The 18659-nt window shown below is 63.9% G+C and carries 17 protein-coding genes and 1 pseudogene; 10 read left to right on the top strand and 8 right to left on the bottom strand.

Annotated elements, in window-relative coordinates; all coding sequences use genetic code 11:
* Positions 1 to 38 precede the first annotated feature (38 nt).
* Both gloA and HU760_RS15120 read right to left on the bottom strand, forming a co-directional pair.
* Positions 39 to 566: a lactoylglutathione lyase gene (gloA, locus tag HU760_RS15125; protein ID WP_186675429.1), complete on the bottom strand. Its 528-nt coding sequence runs from the start codon at positions 564 to 566 to the stop codon at positions 39 to 41.
* 225 nt (positions 567 to 791) lie between these two features.
* On the bottom strand, positions 792 to 1151 hold the full coding sequence (locus HU760_RS15120) for a histone-like nucleoid-structuring protein, MvaT/MvaU family (protein ID WP_186675428.1): 360 nt from the start codon (positions 1149 to 1151) through the stop codon (positions 792 to 794).
* A 359-nt stretch (positions 1152 to 1510) separates the two neighbouring features.
* On the opposite strand from HU760_RS15120, the gene HU760_RS15115 reads away from it, so the two are divergent.
* A complete protein-coding gene (locus HU760_RS15115) occupies positions 1511 to 2800 on the top strand; it encodes an OprD family porin (RefSeq protein WP_186675427.1) in 1290 nt (429 codons plus the stop codon).
* Positions 2801 to 2867: 67 nt separating this feature from the next.
* Complete coding sequence (gene cobF / locus HU760_RS15110; protein ID WP_186675426.1) at positions 2868 to 3617, top strand: precorrin-6A synthase (deacetylating); 750 nt, start codon at positions 2868 to 2870, stop codon at positions 3615 to 3617.
* An 80-nt stretch (positions 3618 to 3697) separates the two neighbouring features.
* On the opposite strand, the gene HU760_RS15105 is transcribed toward cobF, so the two are convergent.
* On the bottom strand, positions 3698 to 4048 hold the full coding sequence (locus HU760_RS15105; protein ID WP_186675425.1) for a response regulator: 351 nt from the start codon (positions 4046 to 4048) through the stop codon (positions 3698 to 3700).
* A 249-nt stretch (positions 4049 to 4297) separates the two neighbouring features.
* Between HU760_RS15105 and HU760_RS15100 the strand changes: the two genes are divergently transcribed.
* From HU760_RS15100 to HU760_RS15080, 5 genes are read left to right on the top strand one after another with little or no spacing between them, the layout of a single operon-like run.
* Entirely contained in the window at positions 4298 to 7765 is a 3468-nt protein-coding gene (locus HU760_RS15100; RefSeq protein ID WP_186675423.1) for a response regulator, read from the top strand.
* Positions 7762 to 8583, top strand: a complete 822-nt coding sequence (locus HU760_RS15095) for a CheR family methyltransferase (RefSeq protein WP_170029378.1) — start codon at positions 7762 to 7764, stop codon at positions 8581 to 8583. The genes HU760_RS15100 and HU760_RS15095 overlap by 4 nt, the downstream gene beginning before the upstream one ends.
* The gene (locus HU760_RS15090; protein WP_186675421.1) at positions 8580 to 9155 is read left to right on the top strand and encodes a chemotaxis protein CheB; all 576 of its coding nucleotides are present in this window, start codon (positions 8580 to 8582) and stop codon (positions 9153 to 9155) included. Before HU760_RS15095 ends, HU760_RS15090 begins: the two co-directional genes overlap by 4 nt.
* On the top strand, positions 9149 to 10375 hold the full coding sequence (locus HU760_RS15085; RefSeq protein ID WP_186675419.1) for a hybrid sensor histidine kinase/response regulator: 1227 nt from the start codon (positions 9149 to 9151) through the stop codon (positions 10373 to 10375). The genes HU760_RS15090 and HU760_RS15085 overlap by 7 nt, the downstream gene beginning before the upstream one ends.
* 43 nt (positions 10376 to 10418) lie before the next feature.
* Positions 10419 to 10796 carry a response regulator gene (locus HU760_RS15080; RefSeq protein ID WP_170029381.1) on the top strand — a complete coding sequence of 126 codons (378 nt, stop codon included), beginning with the start codon at positions 10419 to 10421 and terminating at the stop codon, positions 10794 to 10796.
* 110 nt (positions 10797 to 10906) lie between these two features.
* Here HU760_RS15080 and HU760_RS15075 read toward each other — a convergent pair whose 3' ends face one another.
* From HU760_RS15075 to HU760_RS15065, 3 genes are read right to left on the bottom strand one after another with little or no spacing between them, the layout of a single operon-like run.
* Positions 10907 to 11488, bottom strand: a complete 582-nt coding sequence (locus tag HU760_RS15075) for a TetR/AcrR family transcriptional regulator (RefSeq protein ID WP_186675418.1) — start codon at positions 11486 to 11488, stop codon at positions 10907 to 10909.
* Between the two features lie 12 nt (positions 11489 to 11500).
* Positions 11501 to 12349, bottom strand: a complete 849-nt coding sequence (locus HU760_RS15070; RefSeq protein WP_186675416.1) for a 3-hydroxybutyryl-CoA dehydrogenase — start codon at positions 12347 to 12349, stop codon at positions 11501 to 11503.
* Positions 12350 to 12362: 13 nt separating this feature from the next.
* Positions 12363 to 13547 carry an acetyl-CoA C-acyltransferase family protein gene (locus HU760_RS15065; RefSeq protein WP_186675414.1) on the bottom strand — a complete coding sequence of 395 codons (1185 nt, stop codon included), beginning with the start codon at positions 13545 to 13547 and terminating at the stop codon, positions 12363 to 12365.
* A 168-nt stretch (positions 13548 to 13715) separates the two neighbouring features.
* On the opposite strand from HU760_RS15065, the gene HU760_RS15060 reads away from it, so the two are divergent.
* On the top strand, positions 13716 to 14726 hold the full coding sequence (locus HU760_RS15060) for an AraC family transcriptional regulator (protein ID WP_186675412.1): 1011 nt from the start codon (positions 13716 to 13718) through the stop codon (positions 14724 to 14726).
* A 129-nt stretch (positions 14727 to 14855) separates the two neighbouring features.
* Here the strand turns inward: HU760_RS15060 and HU760_RS15055 are convergent, their stop codons facing one another.
* The gene (locus HU760_RS15055) at positions 14856 to 15293 is read right to left on the bottom strand and encodes a carboxymuconolactone decarboxylase family protein (protein WP_186675410.1); all 438 of its coding nucleotides are present in this window, start codon (positions 15291 to 15293) and stop codon (positions 14856 to 14858) included.
* A 194-nt stretch (positions 15294 to 15487) separates the two neighbouring features.
* Here HU760_RS15055 and HU760_RS15050 point away from each other — a divergent pair, with 194 nt between their 5' ends.
* Together HU760_RS15050 and HU760_RS15045 are read left to right on the top strand one after the other, a co-directional pair.
* Positions 15488 to 15946, top strand: coding sequence for a nucleoside deaminase (locus HU760_RS15050; protein WP_186675408.1), 459 nt, complete (start codon positions 15488 to 15490; stop codon positions 15944 to 15946).
* Positions 15943 to 17136: pseudogene (locus HU760_RS15045) on the top strand (cyanate transporter); the annotation flags it as partial. The gene HU760_RS15050 and the pseudogene HU760_RS15045, both read left to right, overlap by 4 nt.
* Here HU760_RS15045 and pdxR read toward each other — a convergent pair.
* Positions 17132 to 18565, bottom strand: coding sequence for a MocR-like pyridoxine biosynthesis transcription factor PdxR (gene pdxR / locus HU760_RS15040; protein WP_186675406.1), 1434 nt, complete (start codon positions 18563 to 18565; stop codon positions 17132 to 17134). The pseudogene HU760_RS15045 and the gene pdxR overlap by 5 nt on opposite strands.
* Positions 18566 to 18659 lie beyond the last annotated feature (94 nt).

Genomic DNA, 18659 nt, shown 5'->3' with positions numbered 1-18659 from the left:
GGGAGTTCCCGGCCCGACGAGCGCACCGCGAGGAACGCTCAGCCCTTGAGTTCGCTCGGCTGGATGACTTCGACCCAGTAACCGTCCGGGTCCTTGATGAAGGCCAGGTGGTTCATGCGCCCATCCTGCAGGCGTTTCTGGAACGCTACGCCCAGTGCCTCGAAGCGAGCGCAGGCGGCGCGCACATCCGGTACCGAAACGCAGATATGGCCAAAACCACGCGGGTCGGTGTTGCCGTTGTGGTAGGCAAACTCGGCATCGTTCTCGGTACCGTGGTTGTGGGTCAGCTCCAGCACGCCGGGGATCGACTTCATCCACTGGTGGCGTTTGGCGTCATCGGCGGGGATCTGCGCCGGGTCGACCAGGGCCAGGAAATACAGGCTGAAGGCCGCTTCGGGGAAGTCGCGTTTGTCCACCAGGCGGAAGCCCAGCACGCGGGTGTAGAAGTCCAGGGACTTTTCGATGTCCTTGACCCGCAGCATGGTGTGGTTGAAGACGAACTGCGCAGTGGCAGCGTCCGGTTGTGCGGTGACGCCAGGCAGGGTTTGCAGATCGTGCAGGCTCATGGGAACTCCTGAGGCAAGGCCGGGCGCAGGGGACCGGCAAAACAGACAGGCTGGCCATGATACGGCAGTACGCCGATTGCGCAAATGAAAGCGCCCTGCATGAGGCAGGGCGCTGGAATTAGAGGCCCGCATGTGCGGGCGCGTGATGGGGTCGCTAGTCCTTTAGCTGTCTCGATACTGAGCCAGCCGTTGTGAAAAAAGTGTGAAGTGCACGTGGACGTTTCATCAGCGTACCCAGCTTTCGACCGTGGCGGCTCCGTACTGCTCTTTCCAGGCCTTCAGGCCACGGTGATTACCGCCTTTGGTTTCGATTCGTTCGCCGGTGTGCGGGTTGGTGTAAACCTTCACTACGCGGGGGCGACGCTGTTGTTTGGGGGCTGCAATGGGCGCCCGGGTCACGGCCTTCGGATCGAGAATGGCAATGATATCGCGCAGGCTCTTGTCATAGCTTTTCATCAGGCCGACTAGTTTCTGCTCGAATTCGATTTCGCGTTTGAGGCCGGCATCCTTTTTCAACGCTTCCAGTTGCGCCATCTGTTCCTGGAGCGCTTTTTCGGCAGCACGAAACTCTGCAAGTCTGGACACTGTAATCACTCCTGTACGTCGGGGTGGCAGGGCGTGACGAACATTGAAGAAATAAAAACGCCGGCCACGCGGGTGGGTTCTGTTGTTCGCTGATATCGAGTGTAGTCATTCACGAGTACCGGGTAAACTGCAAACTTTTTTTGAAGTAAGCGGGGAACTTTCTCGGCGTCACGTGCGTTATTTTTCTTTTCCTTCAACGTTGCCCTTCCCGGCGCTTAGACCATGGTCCAATTGCCCGTTCCAGAGCGGTTGAGCGACGATTTCAGATGATGGCCGTCTATTCTTCGGTCGCGCCGCAATACCGTGGCCAGCTTGTGCCACAGGTTACTTACTCGCCTTGATTCTGGATGTTTCCTCGCATGTTTGCCCCTTTCCCCCTCGCCCCCGGGCGTCGTGTTGCCGGCCTGTTCCTGTTGTGTGCCGGTGCCAATGCCCAGGCCGCCGGTTTTCTTGAAGACAGCAGTGCCAAGGTTGAAGCACGCAATGTCTATTTCAACCGAGACTTTCGTGACGGCCACAGCAGTTCCAGCCAGGGTGCGTCCAAGCGCGAAGAATGGGCGCAGGGCTTCATTTTCAATGTGCAGTCCGGTTTTACTCAGGGGCCGGTAGGGGTTGGCGTGGATGCACTGGGCATGTTCGGTTTCAAACTGGATTCCAGCCCGGCGGACAGTAACAGCGGCCTGTTGCCGTCTTCTGGCCACGACCCGCGGCACTCTGCCGATCAGTACGCGAAGATGGGCCTGGCCGCCAAGGCCAAGCTGTCCAGTACCGTACTCAAGTACGGTTCGATGATGCCGGATGTGCCGCTGCTCAAATACAACGACGGCCGTCTGCTGCCGACCATGTTCCATGGCGCCATGCTCACTTCCGAAGAGTTGCGCGACCTGAAGTTCACCCTGGCACGCCTGAACCAGTACACCGCGCGCGATTCCACCGACCGCCAGGACATTCGCGTGCACTGCAAGAACAAGCGTTATGCCTGTGATATCGAAGCCGACCATTTCGACCTGGCCGGTGTCGATTACCGCTTCAGCGAGCGGCTCAGCGCCCAGTACCAGGTGGCCAGGCTGGACGACATCTACCGCCAGCATTTCCTCGGCCTGGTGGCCAGCCAGCCGCTGGCGGTGGGCAGCCTGTCGGCCGACCTGCGTGTCATCAAGAGTGACGATATCGGCAATGCGCGCGCGGGCGAAATCGACCACCGTGCATTCAGCAGCATGCTCGGCTACAGCCTGGGTGGCCACAAGATCAGTGCCGGCTGGCAGCGTATGTACGGCGACAGTGCCATGCCGTACCTGGATGGCAGCAACCCATACCTGGTCAACTATGCCCAGGTCAACGATTTCGCCGCCGCCCAGGAACGCTCCTGGCAAGTGCGTTATGACTATGACTTCAAAGCCCAGGGTGTACCCGGCCTGACCTTCTTCACCCGTTACATCAACGGCGACAGTATCAAGGTGCCGGGCAGTATGGCCGAAGGCAAGGAATGGGAACGCGACACCGAATTCAAGTACCAGGTGCAAACTGGCACGTTCAAGGACGTCAGCGTACGCCTGCGCAATTCCACTTACCGCAGCAACTATGAACGTTGGGCGCGTGACATGGACGAGACACGGGTCATCGTCAGCTACAACTTCTCGCTGTTCTGATCGCTTGCTTTGCCAAATACCGGCAGCCGCCTGACAATGGCTGCTGGTTCGCGCAAAGGGCAGGGCAATGAAAGACCTGTTGTTGATCGGCATCGGCTCCGGTGACCCGCGCCAGATCACCTACGAGGCGGTCGAGGCGCTGGGCCAGGCCAGCGTGTTCTTCGTGCTCGACAAGGGCTCCGACAAGGATGAGCTGGTGCAATTGCGCAAGGCCATCCTGCAACGTTACCGGCCCGAGGGCGGCTATCGCCTGGTGCAGGTGGCCGACCCTGTGCGCGAGGCGCATGCCGATGGCTACCTGGGTGCGGTACAGCACTGGCACCGCCAGCGTGCGGTCCTGTACGCGCAGCTGATCAACCAGGAAGTCGGCGCCGGGGAAGTGGGCGCCTTCCTGTTGTGGGGCGAGCCGACCTTGTATGACAGTACCCTGCGCATTCTGGACCTGGTTCGCGAGCGCGGCGTCGCGCTGCGCCTGCGGGTGATTCCCGGCATCAGCAGCGTGCAGGCCCTGGCTGCGCGTCACCAGGTGCCGCTCAACCGTATTGGTGAACCACTGACGGTGCTGCCAGGGCGATGCCTGGCGACACAGGGGCGTATCGACAACGTGGTGGTGATGCTCGACGGCCAGTGCGCATTTGCCCAGCTCGATGACCCGGCGTTGATGATCTACTGGGGTGCGTATCTGGGGACCGAAGATGAAGTACTGATTGCCGGGCCGTTGCCGGCGGTGAAGGCGCAGATCCTGGAAGTGCGCGAACGGGAGCGGGCGCGCAAGGGGTGGATCATGGATACCTATCTGTTGCGCAGGGCCTTGTAAGGTGCGGATACCAAAATCAGCTGGCGGCCACGCGGTCAGCCTGGGAGCGGGCAAGGCCCGCGAAGCCTGCTGCGCCCATCTCAAGCCGGGCCCACGATGGCCATCACCTTATCCCGCAATTGGTCAATGGTGAACGGTTTGCTGATCAGGTGCATGCCTGCTGGCACATCGACGCTTTCGGCATAGCCGCTGGCGAACAGCACCGGCAGTCGCGGGCGCAGTTCGCGCGCCTTGGCCGCCAGCGCCTCGCCGCGCATGTCCGGCAACCCCACGTCGGTCATCATCAGCGCCAGCGCCTGGTCCGGTTTTTCGAGGATGCGCAGCGCTGCGCTGGCGTTTTCCGCCTGAATGACCGTGTAGCCTGACTCGTCGAGCACTTCGACCATCAGCATGCGGACGATGTCGTCGTCTTCGACTACCAGAAGGTGCATGGTTGCGATCCTGTACAAATGGAATGTCTTTAATCTGTGCTCCGGGTGGCAGCAGAAGTTCCCCGAGGATACCGGTCCATGCAATCAGATGGAACGATTGGCGCACACCACCTTCAAATACTGGCTAAATGCCCTGCCAGACCCGGTAAAGCTGGTTAGACTCGCTTGACAGGACGGTGCAGTGGCAGATAACGACAACGATTGATCGGCCACACTCTTCATGGACTTTTCTTGCTCGGGCGTTTTCACATGATTCAAGCAGCCTCGATGGACCAGCGCAGCTTCCGCAAGTTGTTGACCCGCAACGTCGGCCTCCCTTTGGGGGTGGGCCTGCTGGGGGCCTTGGCCTTTGTCGGGGTGATCAACTACCTGCTGTCGGCCATGCAGTGGGTCGAGCACACCGACCGGGTCATCGGCAATGCCAACGAGACGGTCAAGCTGTCGATCGACATGGAGACCGGTATGCGCGGCTTCCTGATCACCGGCGACGAGAGTTTTCTCGATCCTTATGAGGTGGCCAAACCGCGTATTTTCGGCAGCCTGCAGGGCCTGCGCAGCATGGTCGAGGACAACCCGCAGCAGGTCGAGCGCATTGACCGCTTGATCGCCTTGCAACAGGCCTGGAACGCCTTTGGCAGCGAACTGATTGCCCAGCGCCGCAGCCAGGGCGACTACCGCGCGACGATCGGCAGTGGTCGCGGCAAGCGCCTGACCGATGAGATCCGCAAAGAGTTCGATGCCCTGATCAGTGCCGAGCAGCAGCTGCGCATGGCCCGTAACGAGCGGGTCAGCAGTGTCACGGTGACGGTCATGCTGTCGTTCGTGCTGTTCATCGTCGGCCTGAGCGCCTTGCTCGCCTACCTGGGGCGGCGTGACCTGCTGGCGCTGTCAGCCAGCTACGATGCAAACCTGCACGCCCAGCAACGCGCCACCGAGCACCTGGAACATCAGGCCTGGCTGCGCAACGGCCAGACCCAGCTTGCCGAGCAGGTACTGGGCCAGCTGACCCTGTCCATGCTGGGCGACAATATCCTGCGCTTTTTTGCTGGCTACCTGGGCAGCGTGGTCGGGGCCATGTACGTGCGTGACGAGCACGGCCACCTGGTGCGGGTGGCCTGTTACGGCCTGGATGCCGAAGAACAGGCCCGCGAACAGCTGCTGGGCGACCACGAAGGCTTGCTGGCCCAGGCCGTGCGCGAGGGGCGCCTGCTGCGCCTGGAGAACTTGCCAGAGGGCTATTTCCACCTCAGCTCCGGCCTGGGCCGGGGCTTGCCGCTCAGCGCTGTGCTGATGCCGGCTGGCGAGGGCACGCAGGTCAATGGCGTGCTCGAGCTGGGCTTCCTGCGGCCCTTGCAACCACGTGACGAGGAACTGTTGCAACGGCTCGGTGGCAACATCGGTATCTCTATCGACAGCGCCCGTTACCGCCAGCGCCTGCAGGAAGTGCTGGCCGAAACCCAGCAACTGAACGAAGAGCTGCAGGTGCAGCAGGAAGAGCTGAAAACCGCCAACGAAGAGCTGGAGGAACAGTCCCGCGTGCTCAAGGAGTCCCAGGCTCACCTGGAAACCCAGCAGGCGGAGCTGGAGCAGACCAACGAGCAGTTGTCCGAGCGCACCGAGGCGCTGGACCGCAAGAACGATGAGCTGCTCCACGCCCAGGAGCAACTGCAGGCGCGCGCCGAGGAGTTGCAGCGTTCGAGCAAGTACAAGTCCGAGTTCCTCGCCAACATGTCCCACGAGCTGCGCACACCGCTGAACAGTTCGCTGATCCTGGCCAAGCTGCTGGCCGAGAACGTGGAAGGCAACCTCAGCGAGGAACAGGTCAAGTTCGCCGAATCCATCTACTCGGCCGGCAACGACTTGCTCAACCTGATCAACGACATCCTCGACATCGCCAAGGTGGAGGCCGGCAAGCTGGAAGTGCGCCCGGAAACCACCCAGCTGGAGCGCCTGGTCGAAGGCCTGCGCGGCATGTTCGAACCGTTGGCAGGGCACAAGGGCCTGGCCTTCGAGGTGGTCACCGACGCCCAGGTGCCAGCCACCCTGTTCACCGACCGGCAGCGCCTGGAGCAGATCCTCAAGAACCTGCTGTCCAACGCCATCAAGTTCACCGAGCGCGGCCAGGTCAGCCTGAACATCGGCTACCAGCCCGACAGCGGCATCATCTTTGCCGTGCGGGATACCGGCATCGGTATTGCCGCCGACCAGCAGCAGGCGATCTTCGGTGCCTTTCATCAGGTCGATGGCACCAGCAACCGGCGTTATGGCGGCACCGGCCTGGGGTTGTCGATTTCTCGCGACCTGGCGCATTTGCTGGGTGGGCAGATCACTGTCAACAGCAGCCCCGGCCAGGGCAGCGTGTTCAGCCTGACCCTGCCGGAGCGCTACGAGCGTGAGGCACAGACGGCCGAACCGCTCGCCCTGCGCCCGGCGGTCGATGCCTTGCCACCGGCTTCGCCGACACCCGTCGCGGTGAAGCCGCAGCGCCCGGCCCCGGCATTCGCCGACGACCGCGAGCATGCGCCGTTCGCCAACCGCTGCATCCTGGTGATCGAAGACGAACCGAACTTCGCCCGTATCCTGTTCGACCTGGCCCACGAGCTGGGTTACAGCTGCCTGGTCGCGCAGGGCGCCGACGAGGGCTTCGAACTGGCCGTGCAGTACATTCCCGATGCCATCCTGCTGGACATGCGCCTGCCCGACCATTCCGGCCTCACCGTGCTGCAACGCCTGAAGGAACAGGCCAGCACCCGGCACATCCCGGTGCATGTCATTTCCGTGGAAGACCGGGTCGAGGCGGCCATGCACATGGGCGCCGTCGGCTATGCGGTCAAGCCCACCAGCCGCGAGGAACTCAAGGAAGTGTTTGCTCGCCTGGAAGCCAAGCTGACCCAGAAGCTCAAGCACATCCTGCTGGTGGAGGACGACGACCTGCAGCGCGAGAGCATTGCCCGGCTGATCGGCGACGATGATGTCGAGATCACCGCTGTGGCCATGGCCAAGGATGCCCTGGCGCTGCTGCGCGAGAACATCTACGACTGCATGATCATCGACCTCAAGCTGCCGGACATGCTCGGCAACGAGCTGCTCAAGCGCATGACCGCCGAGGACATCCGTGCCTTCCCGCCGGTGATCGTGTATACCGGGCGCAACCTGACCCGTGAAGAAGAAGCCGACCTGCTCAAGTATTCGCGCTCGATCATCATCAAGGGCGCGCGCTCGCCGGAACGCCTGCTCGACGAAGTGACACTGTTTCTGCACAAGGTCGAATCGCAGTTGTCCAACGAACGCCAGCGCATGCTCAAGACTGCGCGCAGCCGCGACAAGGTGTTCGAGGGCCGCAAGGTGCTGCTGGTGGACGACGACGTGCGCAACATCTTCGCCCTCACCAGCGCGCTGGAACAAAAGGGCGCGATCGTCGAGATCGGTCGCAACGGGCGAGAAGCCATCGAGCGCCTGGAGCAGCATGATGACATCGACCTGGTGCTGATGGATGTGATGATGCCGGAAATGGACGGCTTCGAGGCTACCCGGCTGATCCGCCAGCAAGCGCGGTGGCGCAAATTGCCGATCATCGCCGTGACCGCCAAGGCGATGAAGGATGACCAGCAGCGTTGCCTGCAGGCTGGCGCCAACGATTACCTGGCCAAACCGATCGAGCTGGACCGCCTGTTCTCGCTGATCCGTGTCTGGCTGCCGCAACTGGAGCGAATTTGACTAGCGAACGTAACACCGACATCGAAATCCGCTTGCTGATCGAGGCCATCTATCTCAAGTACAGCTACGATTTCCGCAACTATTCCGGCGCTTCGATCAAGCGCCGGATCCTGCATGCGCTGCGCCAGTTCGATTGCCTGACGGTATCGGCACTGCAGGAGCGCGTGCTGCACGACCCCGGCATGTTCATGCAATTGCTGCAGTACCTGACGATTCCGGTCAGCGAGATGTTTCGCGACCCGGAGCACTTTCTGGCGCTGCGCAACGAGGTGGTGCCGCTGCTGCGCACCTGGCCATCGATCAAGGTCTGGATTGCCGGCTGCAGTACCGGCGAGGAGGTCTATTCGATGGCCATCCTGCTGCGCGAAGAAGGGTTGCTGGAGCGCACCATCATCTACGCCACCGACATCAACCCGCATTCGCTGGACAAGGCCAAGCAGGGTATCTACTCGATGCAGAGCATGTACGAATACGCTGAAAACTACCGCCTGGCCGGTGGCCGGCGGGACTTTTCCGACTACTACACGGCGGCCTACGGCAATGCCATCATGGATAGCTCGCTGCGCGAAAACGTGACCTTCGCCGACCATAGCCTGGCCACCGACAGCGTGTTTTCCGAAACCCAGCTGGTGTCGTGCCGCAACGTCCTCATCTACTTTGACAAGGTATTGCAGGACCGCGCCCTGGGGCTGTTCCACGAGTCCCTGTGCCACCGCGGCTTCCTGGTGTTGGGCAGCAAGGAGTCGGTGGACTTTTCCGCCTATGCCGAGCGTTTCGAGCCGCTGGTCAAGCCCGAACGGATCTACCGCAAGTCATGAACGGCGTGCGCGCAGTGGTGATCGGCGCCTCGGCGGGCGGGGTAACGGCCCTGTTCAAGGTGCTCGGCGCGTTGCCGGCCGGCTTTGCCCTGCCGGTGGTCTGCGTGCTGCACCTGCCGGATGACCGCGACAGCCAGCTGGCCGAAGTGCTGCAACGCCGTTTGCATCGGCCCGTGTGCGAGGCGCGCGACAAGGAGTCGCTACGGCCCGGGCAGATCTACGTGGCCGGGCCGGGTTACCACCTGTCGGTGGAGCGCGATTTCACCCTGTCGCTCAGCCAGGAGCCGCCGCTGCATTATTCCCGGCCAGCAATCGATTACCTGTTCATGTCGGCAGCCGATGCCTACGGTGCCGGCCTGCTCGGCATGCTGCTCACCGGTGCCAATGAAGATGGTGCCGCAGGGCTTGCCTATATCAAGAACAGCGGGGGCCGGACCATCGTCCAGGACCCTCGCGACGCACAGGTCGCGTTGATGCCAGAGGCTGCCTTGGCCCTGCACCAGCCTGACCATATCCTTACTTTGAGTGGTATCGAGCAGTTGCTCGCTGCCCTGGAATCCAGCGCATGCTAAGCCACACCGTCGCCAAACTGCTGATCGTCGATGACCTGCCGGAAAACCTGCTGGCCCTCGACGCCTTGATCCAGGGCGAAGACCGCGAGGTGCACCAGGCCCAGTCTGCCGAAGCCGCGTTGTCGCTGTTGCTCGAACATGAGTTCGCCCTGGCCATCCTCGATGTGCAGATGCCAGGCATGAACGGTTTCGAGCTGGCCGAGCTGATGCGCGGTACGGAAAAGACCCGCAACATTCCCATTGTCTTCGTCACTGCCGCCGGGCGTGAGATGAACTACGCCTTCAAGGGCTACGAAAGCGGTGCGGTGGACTTCCTGCACAAGCCGCTCGACACTCTGGCGGTGAAGAGCAAGGTATCGGTGTTCGTCGACCTGTACCGCCAGCGCAAGGTTCTCGACCGCCAGTTGCAGGCGCTGGAGCGCAGCCGCCAGGAACAGGAAATGCTGCTGGCGCAGTTGCAGACGGCGCGGGCCGAGCTGGAGCATGCCGTGCGCATGCGCGATGACTTCATGTCGATCGTGTCGCATGAGGTGCGCACCCCGCTCAATGGCCTGATCCTGGAAACCCAGCTGCGCAAGCTGCACCTTTCGCGCGGCAACCTTGCCGCGTTCAGCAGCGACAAGCTCCAGGCCATGGTCGAGCGCGACGAGCGGCAGATCAACAGCCTGATCCGCCTGGTCGAGGACATGCTCGATGTATCGCGCATCCGTACCGGGAAACTGTCGCTGCGGCCCAAGGCGTTCGACCTGGGCCAGTTGGTGCGGGGCCTGGTGGAGAACTTTGCGGCCCAGGCCATCGCCCTGGATACCCACATCGAACTGCAACGCTGCGAGCCGCTGCACGGTGAATGGGACGAGTTTCGCATCGAGCAAGTGCTGGCCAACCTGTTGTCCAATGCCTTGCGCTACGGTGAGCGCAAACCGGTGCAGGTGCGCGTCTTCGAGGAAGATGGCCTGGCCTGCGTGCAAGTACAGGACCACGGCATCGGCATTGGCGCGGCCAACCAGCAGCGCATTTTCCAGCAGTTCGAGCGGGTGGCTACCCAGCAGGCCAGTGGTGGCCTGGGCCTGGGGCTGTACATATCGGAGCAGATCGTCCAGGCCCATGGCGGGCGTATCCTGCTCGACAGCGAGGAGGGCAAGGGTGCCACGTTCACCCTGCAGTTGCCGTTGGCAGCCTGCGAACAACAAAACGACCAGGCGCGGGCAACCTCTGCATGAGCCTGGGGTCTGATGGCTGTTGCAAGCATTTCAAGGCGTTGACATGAGTGAAGATGCACAAGATGTGGTGCTGGTTGTCGAGGATGAACCGGCAATTCGCATGATTCTGCGTGATTACCTGGCAGGCGAGGGCTACCACGTACTGGTGGCCGAGGATGGCGAGCAGGCGTTCGCGATCCTCGCCAGCAAACCGCACCTGGACCTGATGGTGACGGACTACCGCCTGCCCGGTGGAATATCCGGAGTGGAAATTGCCGAACCGGCGGTCAAGTTGCGGCCAGACCTCAAGGTGATTTTCATCAGCGGCTATCCGGCCGAGATCCTTGAATCCGGCAGCCCGATCACGCGCAAGGCGCCGATCCTGGCCAAGCCGTTCGACCTGGACACCCTGCACGAGCAGATCCAGTCGCTTCTGCGCTAGCCTGCACTGGCCCTTTCGCGGGTAAACCCGCTCCCACAGGAACTGTGCAAGTCTCAAGGTTTGCACAGTTCCTGTGGGAGCGGGTTTACCCGCGAAAGGGCCGTAACAGGCTAGCGCAGTGTCCGCTCCAGCCCACCCACCAGCATGCTTTCCATTAATCCCAGCCCCTGTTCTTCGGGCAAGGCCTGCAACAGCCCCGGCAACTGGTTCAGCAGCGTCGCCACCACATGCGCGGTAGCCACCAGGGCTTCCCCCTGCAGCTTCGCCTGTGGTGCGATCAACCTCAGCAACCCCGCCTCATAGCGTTTGCGCAACAAGGCCAGGCGCGCCTGCTGGTCGTCACTCAGGCAACACAAGTCGCGTTCTGCCAGGCGAAACTGCATCGGCCGCTCGGCGTGCAACTGCCAGTGTGCGGCAATCAGGCAACTCAACGCCGATGCCCCGCGGGCCATGGCCCGGCGGCCCTGGTCCAGGGTGGCCTGCAACTCTTCGTACAACTCTTCGATCAAGTCGTACAACAAGTCCTGCTTGCTGGGGAAGTGATGGTACAGCGAGCCGGCGGTCAGCCCCACATGGGCCGCCAGCTCGCGCATGCTGACCTGGCCAAAGCCCTTTTCGGCAAACAGCGCCATGGCCCGCTCACGTCGCTCCTCGAAATTGGCACAGCGCATCGCGGCATTGACCGGGGGCATGGCGTTCGCTCCTCAGTAGGTGAAGAAGCCGCGGCCGCTCTTGCGTCCCAGCCAACCGGCCGCGACCATTTCCTTGAGCAGCGGGGCAGGGCGGTACTTGCTGTCGTTGAAACCTTCATGGAAGGCTTCCATGATCGCCAGCAGCGTGTCCAGGCCGATCAGGTCGGCCAGGGCCAGCGGGCCGATCGGCTGGTTGCAGCCCAGGCGCATGCCCGTGTCGATGTCCTCGGCACTGGCCAGGCCTTCCTGACGCACGAAGATCGCTTCGTTGATCATCGGCACCAGGATGCGGTTGACCACGAAGCCCGGGCGGTTACCGGCAGTGATCGGGGTCTTGCCGACCTTTTCGGTCACCACCAGCGCCTGGGCATAGGTGCTGTCGCTGGTCTGCAGGCCGCGGATGATCTCGACCAGAGCCATCATCGGCACCGGGTTGAAGAAATGCACGCCGATGAAACGCTCGGGGTGCTCGATGCTGGCGGCCAGCTGGGTGACGGAAAGCGATGAGGTATTGGTGGCGATGATGCACTCGGCTGCAACATTGGCTGCAACCTGCTGCAGGATGCGTTGCTTGAGTTGCAGGTTTTCGCTGGCCGCCTCGATCACCAGTTGCGCACCGCTGAGCAGGGTGTAGTCGGTGCTGGTGCGGATACGCGTCTTCGCCGCCGCAGCCTTGTCCGCATCGAGGGTGCCCTTGCTGACCTGGCGCTCGAGGTTCTTGCTCAGGGTGGCCACGCCGCGCTCCAGCGCCGCGTCGGAAACATCCACCAGCAACACCTGGTAGCCGGCTACTGCACACACCTGGGCAATGCCGTTGCCCATGGTGCCGGCGCCAATCACGGCGATCTGTTCGATGTTCATGTGTCAGCCTCCCTCAGACGCGCTCGAAGACCACGGCGATGCCTTGGCCACCGCCGATGCACATGGTGGCCAGGGCGTAGCGGCCCTGGATGCGCTGCAGTTCATGGATGGCCTTGGTGGCGATGATCGCGCCGGTGGCACCCACCGGGTGGCCAAGGGAAATACCCGAGCCGTTGGGGTTGACCTTTTCCGGGTCGAAGCCCAGTTCGCGGGCCACGGCGCAGGCCTGGGCGGCAAACGCTTCGTTGGATTCGATCACGTCCAGGTCCTGCACCTTCAGGCCGGTCTTTTCCAGGACCTTGCGGGTCGCCGGGATCGGGCCCAGGCCCATCAGTTCCGGTTCGACGCCGGCATGGGCGTAGCCGACCAGGCGTGCCAGCGGTTTCAGGCCCAGGCGGCGCACTGCGTCACCGCTGGCCAGCACCAGGCCGCCAGCGCCATCGTTGATGCCACTGGCATTGCCGGCGGTGACGGTACCGTCTTTCTTGAACACCGGCTTCATCCCGGCCAGTTGCTCGGCGGTCACTTCACCACGGACATGCTCATCGACACTGAACTGCACGCTGCCTTTGCGGGTTTTCAGCTCCAGCGGGACGATCTGGCTGGCGAAGCGGCCTTCGGCAATGGCGCGGGCGGCGCGGCGCTGGCTGGTCAGGGCCAGTTCGTCCTGCATTTCGCGGGTAATGCCGTGTCTGGCAGAGACGTTTTCGGCAGTGATGCCCATGTGGAAGTGCTCGAACGGGTCCTGCAGCACGCCGACGGTGTAGTCGATACCTTGCAGGTCACCCATGCGCGCACCCCAGCGTGCCTGTGGCAGCAGGTACGGGCCACGGCTCATGGATTCGGCGCCGGCCGCCACGGCCACGTCGGTGTCGCCCAGCAGCAGGCACTGGGCCGCCGAGACGATGGCCTGCAGGCCTGAGCCGCACAGGCGGTTGACGTTGAAGGCGGGGGTTTCCTTGGGGATGCCGGCGTTCATCGCCGCGACCCGGGCCAGGTAGGCATCGCGCGGTTCGGTGGGGATCACCGTGCCCATCACCAGGTGGCCGATCTGCTCGGCGGCAACGCCCGAGCGCTCGATGGCGGCACGGGTGATGGCGCTGGCCAGGTCAGCCAGCGGCAGGTCCTTGAGGGAACCGCCAAAGCCACCGATGGCTGAACGGACGGCACTGACGACGTAGATTTCTGCGCTGCTCATAGGGGCTCCGATTGCGAAGGCATGGCGGGACCGGGCCAGGCTCTGCGAGAATGGCCGGCGATCCCGGAGTGGGATCGAGTCTAGGCAAAGGCTCTGTTGCAGCCTATGCCGGAACTGTTCAAACAACCTGGCACTTTTTGCCACTCAGCATAGACAGCGAAAACCGCCATGCGCGATAGCGATTCGGTCGCCGTGTACTTCCTCAATGCCATGCTCCACGCCCTGCGCGACTGCCCCACCGAGCGCGATGCGCAGCTGCGCGCGGTGGGCATCGACCCGCAACTGCTCGAGCAGCCCCAGGCCCGGGTGCCGGCCAAGGCCTTTGCCCAGCTGTGGCTGGCGCTGATCCAGCGCCTGGATGACGAGTTCTTCCGCCTCGACAGCCATGGCATGCCGCAGGGCAGTTTCGCGCTGATCTGCCGGGGGCTGATCCTCGAGCCTAACCTGGAAAAAGCCCTGCGCCAGTGCATGGCTGGTTTCGGCCTGTTCCTGCGCGACTTGCGCGGCAGCCTGACGGTACGGGGCGGGCGCGCAGTGATCAGCGTGCACTCGGACATCGCCGACCCGCTGACCCGGGTGTATGCCGAGGAAACCTACCTGGTGCTGATGATCGGCATGCTGTGCTGGCTGGCTGGGCGGCGGATCGCCATCGACCGCACCGAGCTGGCGGTGTCGCGTCCGGCGCAAGAGGACGACCTGTTGTTGTGGGGGCCGGACCTGCGCCTGGGTAGTGGGCGCACCGAGGTGGAATTCGACAGCGCCTACCTGCGCCTGCCGGTGGTGCAGGATCTGGCCGCCCTGAAAACCTTCCTGCGCAGCGCGCCACAGGGGCTGGTGATTCGCTTCCGCAACCAGAACGGGCTGGTGGCCGAGGTGTACCGGCACCTGCGGGCGCGGCGCTACGGGCAGTGGCCGACACTGGCGGCGCTGGCGCAGCAGCAGGGGGTCAGTGCCAGTACTTTTCGCCGCCAGCTCGAACGGGAAGGCCGCTCCTACCAGCAGATCAAGGACGAAGTGCGCCGGGCAATGGCCTTCGAGCGCTTGCGCGAAGGGGTGTTGAGCATTGCCGAGATTGCCGAGCAGGCGGGCTTCCAGGAGCCCAGTGCGTTTCACCGGGCGTTCAAGAAGTGGACCGGGCAGAGTCCTGGCAGCTACCGGGCGCGGTTGGCCGGGCGCTAGCACTTGCCTGCACCGGCCTTGTCGCCGGCGAGCCGACTCCCACAGGTACAGCGCAACTTCCAGGTTTTGTGAATTCCCGTGGTAGCGAACTCGCCCGCGAAGAGGCCGGGCCAGGCTAGCGCTCACTGATCAGGCCGGCACCATGGCAAACCCGACCCCGAAGCGGTTCCAGGCATTGATGGTGGCAATCGCCAGGGTCAGGTTGACCACCTCGACCGGTTCGAAGTGTTCCTGCAGGGCTGCATATTGCGCCTGCGGCGCGCCTTGTTCCGGCAAGCGCGTCAAGCTTTCGACCCAGGCCAGTGCGGCACGTTCGCGTGGCGTGAAATAAGTGGTTTCCTGCCAGACGCACAACGTCTGCAGGCGTGCTTCGGTCTCACCGGCCTTGCGCGCATCGTTGGCGTGCAGGTTGACGCAGTAGGCGCAGCCGTTGATTTGCGAAGCCCGCAGGCGCACCAGTTCCAGCAGTGAGTTCTCCAGGCCGCTCCGGGCCAGGGCCTGTTCCAGTCCGATCATCGCCTGGTAGGCCTCAGGCGCGTGCTTGGCCCATTCGATACGGTTGTGCATGGCTATCTCCAAGGATGTGAGGGGATGGCGCTACTGTAGCGTCGGCGATGCGCCGCCCCGATAGCCAATCACGCACATAAGCGGGAGGCCAATCGGCCATTCGGCCGGCCACTGACAGGCATCCAATCTCTTCATTTCTGCCAGGGCGTCCGGGTCGGGATAATGACCGGACGTTGCTACAGGAGAAATTATTCATGTCCGCAGAACAATTCATGCGCGAAGCCCTCGATCTGGCCCGTGCCAACATCCGCGCCGGTGGCCGGCCCTTCGGCGCCGTGCTGGTGTACCGGGGGCAGGTGCTGGCGCGCGCGGTCAACGAGATCCACAACACTCAGGACCCCACCGCCCACGCCGAGATGCAGGCCATCCGCAAAGCCAGCCACGCGCTCGGCCAGGCGCGCCTGGATGGTGCCGAAATCTATGCCAGTGGCCATCCGTGCCCGATGTGCCTGGCAGCCATGCACCTGTGTGGCATCGAGCGGGCCTGGTTCGCCTATGACAACAGCGAGGGCGAACCCTACGGCTTGTCCACCGCGGCGGTCTACGCGCAGATGGCCCGCCCGCCGCAACAGCAGAGCCTGCCACTGCGTGCGCTGAAGCCCAGCGGCGAGGCCGGCCTGTACCTGGAATGGCAGCAGGCCAACGCGCAATGAGGACGGCGTTGAACCTGTTGCTGGTGGTCTTGCTGGCAGTGAACCTGAGGCCGATCCTGACCAGTATCGGCCCGTTGCTCGAAGCCATGCGCGCCAGCACTGGCCTGGGCTATCAGCAGGCCGCCTTGCTGACGGCATTGCCGGTGCTGTGCATGGGCCTGGTGCCGCTGCTGCAACCCTGGTTGCGACGCGGGATCAGCGAGCATGGCGGCATGCTCGCCGGCCTGGCGGCGATCGCCCTGGCCTGCCTGTGGCGCCTGCAACTGGACAGCGCCTGGGCGCTGATCGCCAGTGCGCTGCTGGCCGGCCTGGGGGTAGCGCTGGTGCAAGGCATGATGCCAGGGTTGGTCAACCGCTGGTTCCCTGGCCGCCTGGCGGCGGCGATGGGCCTGTATTCGGCGGCGCTGATGAGCGGTGGCGGCCTGGCCGCAGTGCTCGGGCCGCATGTCAGCGGTTATTTCGGCCACTGGCAGGTTGGCCTGGGCCTGTGGGCAGCCCCTGCGATTCTGGCGCTGCTGGCCTGGGCCATGCTGCGGCCTCGCCAGCACCTGCCGACGCTGGCCGGTGCCACGGGTGGGCACTGGTTCGGTACGCGCCGAGCCTGGTTGCTGGCGCTGTATTTCGGCCTGATCAACGGCGGCTATACCAGCATGGTCGCCTGGTTGCCGGCCTATCACATCGAGCACGGCGGCAGCGCCCAGGGTGGCGCAGACCTGGTGGGCCTGATGACCCTGTTCCAGGTGGCCGGGGCACTGGGCCTGCCGCTGCTGTTGCGGCGCTGGGCAGACCGCCGTCCCGGCCTGTGGCTGGCGCTGGCGATTCAGTTGGCGGGTTTCCTCGGCCTGCTGCTGGTGCCCACCCTGGCCCCGGGACTATGGGTGGCGTTGATCGGCTTTGGCCTGGGCGCCTGTTTCAGCCAGAGCCTGACGTTGACCCTCGAACATCTGAAGACACCGGCCGAGGCGGGCAGCCTGGCGGCATTCGTGCAGGGGATCGGATTCATCATCACCGGTATCGTGCCGTACATCACCGGCTGGTTGCGGGATGTGAGCGGCGACTTTCAGGCGTCATGGACGTTGCTGAGCATGACCGTGCTGGCGATGCTACTGGTGACCGCCTGCTTCAACCCACGCGGCTATGCTGCGGCCATCGCCCGCCCGCTGGCTCCAGGCAAGGCCGCGCCAGTCAACCGAGGCGCTGCAGGGTGTCGCGCACCCGGTCCAGCGCCGGGTCGATATCCAGCAGTTCGATGGCGCCGAAGCCCAGCAGTAGCCCGGGGCGTACCGCTGCCTCACTGAAGAACGGTGCCAGCGAGTACAGGCCGACCTCCACCTTGCGTGCCAGGGTGGTCAGCAACTCGACATCCACCCCTGGGCTGGCCAGGGCGCTGAGGTGGAAGCCGGCGCTGGCGGGGATGGCGCTGAACCATGGCGCCAGGTCGCCGCCCAGGCGCGCCAGGATGCGTTCGCGACGGGCACTGTAGATATCGTGGCAGCGGCGGATGTGCTTGTTCAGGTGGCCTTCGGCCAGAAAGCGCGCCAGCGCCCACTGCAGCAGGGTCGGGCTGTGCCAGTCACTGAGGTGCTTGGCCACGCAGGCGGCTTGCAGCACGGCCGGCGGAAGCACGGCATAGCCCAGCCGCAGTTCTGGCAGCAGAGTCTTGGAAAACGTCCCCACGTAGGCCACCAGGCCATGGCGGTCGAGGCGCTGCAGCGCGTCCGCAGCCGGCCCGTGGTAGCGGAACTCGCAGTCGTAATCGTCTTCGATGATCAACGCCCCCAGCGCGGCGGCCCGCGCCAGCAGGGCGTGCCGGCGTGGCTCGCTCATCGGCATGCCGAGCGGGAACTGGTGCGAAGGCGTCACATAGATCAGCCGAGTGCCGTCGGCGATCTGTTCCACGCACAGGCCTTGGTCATCCACCGGCACCGACTGCAGGCGCGCGCCCAGCGCCAGGAACAGCTGCCGTGCGGGTGGGTAGCCAGGGTCCTCCATGGCCACCTGGCAACCCGGCTCGACCAGCACCCGGGCGATCAGGTCCAGTGCCTGTTGTGCGCCGTTGCATACCAGCAGGTCGGCGGCGCTGCAGTGCACGCCTCGGGCATAGGCGATGTGGTGGGCGATGGCCTCGCGCAACTCGGGCAGGCCCTGGGCCGGGAAGTGCCGCTCGGGGTGGCGCTGGCTGCGGCGCAGGGCGTAGTTCAGGCAACTGCGCCATTGGTCGAACGGGAACTGCGCCTTGCTCGAAGCCCCGCCGATGAAGTCATAGCGTGAGGGTGATTCCAGCTGCCGTCGGCTGAGCACGGTGGCGCGCTGCTGCCAGCGTTCGAGCGCGGCGGCACTGGCCAGGGGGATGGCCGATGTGTCAATGCTGCGCAGCGGCTGGCGCGGGGTGACGAAGGTGCCACGGCCGACCACGCCGCTCAGCAGGTTGTCATAGGTCAGCCGGGAGTAGGCTTCGGCCACGGTCTTGCGTGACACGCCAAGTTGCTCGGCCAGCAGGCGGCTTGGCGGCAGTTGGGTGCCGGCAGCCAGGTGGCCGCTATCGATCCCGGCACGCAATTGCTGGTAGAGCTGGTCGGCCAGGCCTTTGCGGCCGTGCAGGCGGATGTGCAGTTCCATGGGCGGGTCCGGAGCGGGGGAAGCGCTCAGGATAGCGGATAGACGAGGGAAGGGCATGCGGCCGCCTTGCGGTCCATCGCCGGCAAGCCAGCGA

The sequence above is a fragment of the Pseudomonas oryzicola genome, assembly GCF_014269185.2.
Taxonomy (GTDB): domain Bacteria; phylum Pseudomonadota; class Gammaproteobacteria; order Pseudomonadales; family Pseudomonadaceae; genus Aquipseudomonas; species Aquipseudomonas oryzicola.
The sequence above is the reverse complement of the archived record's forward strand: the minus strand, read 5'-3'. Positions and strand labels throughout refer to the sequence as shown.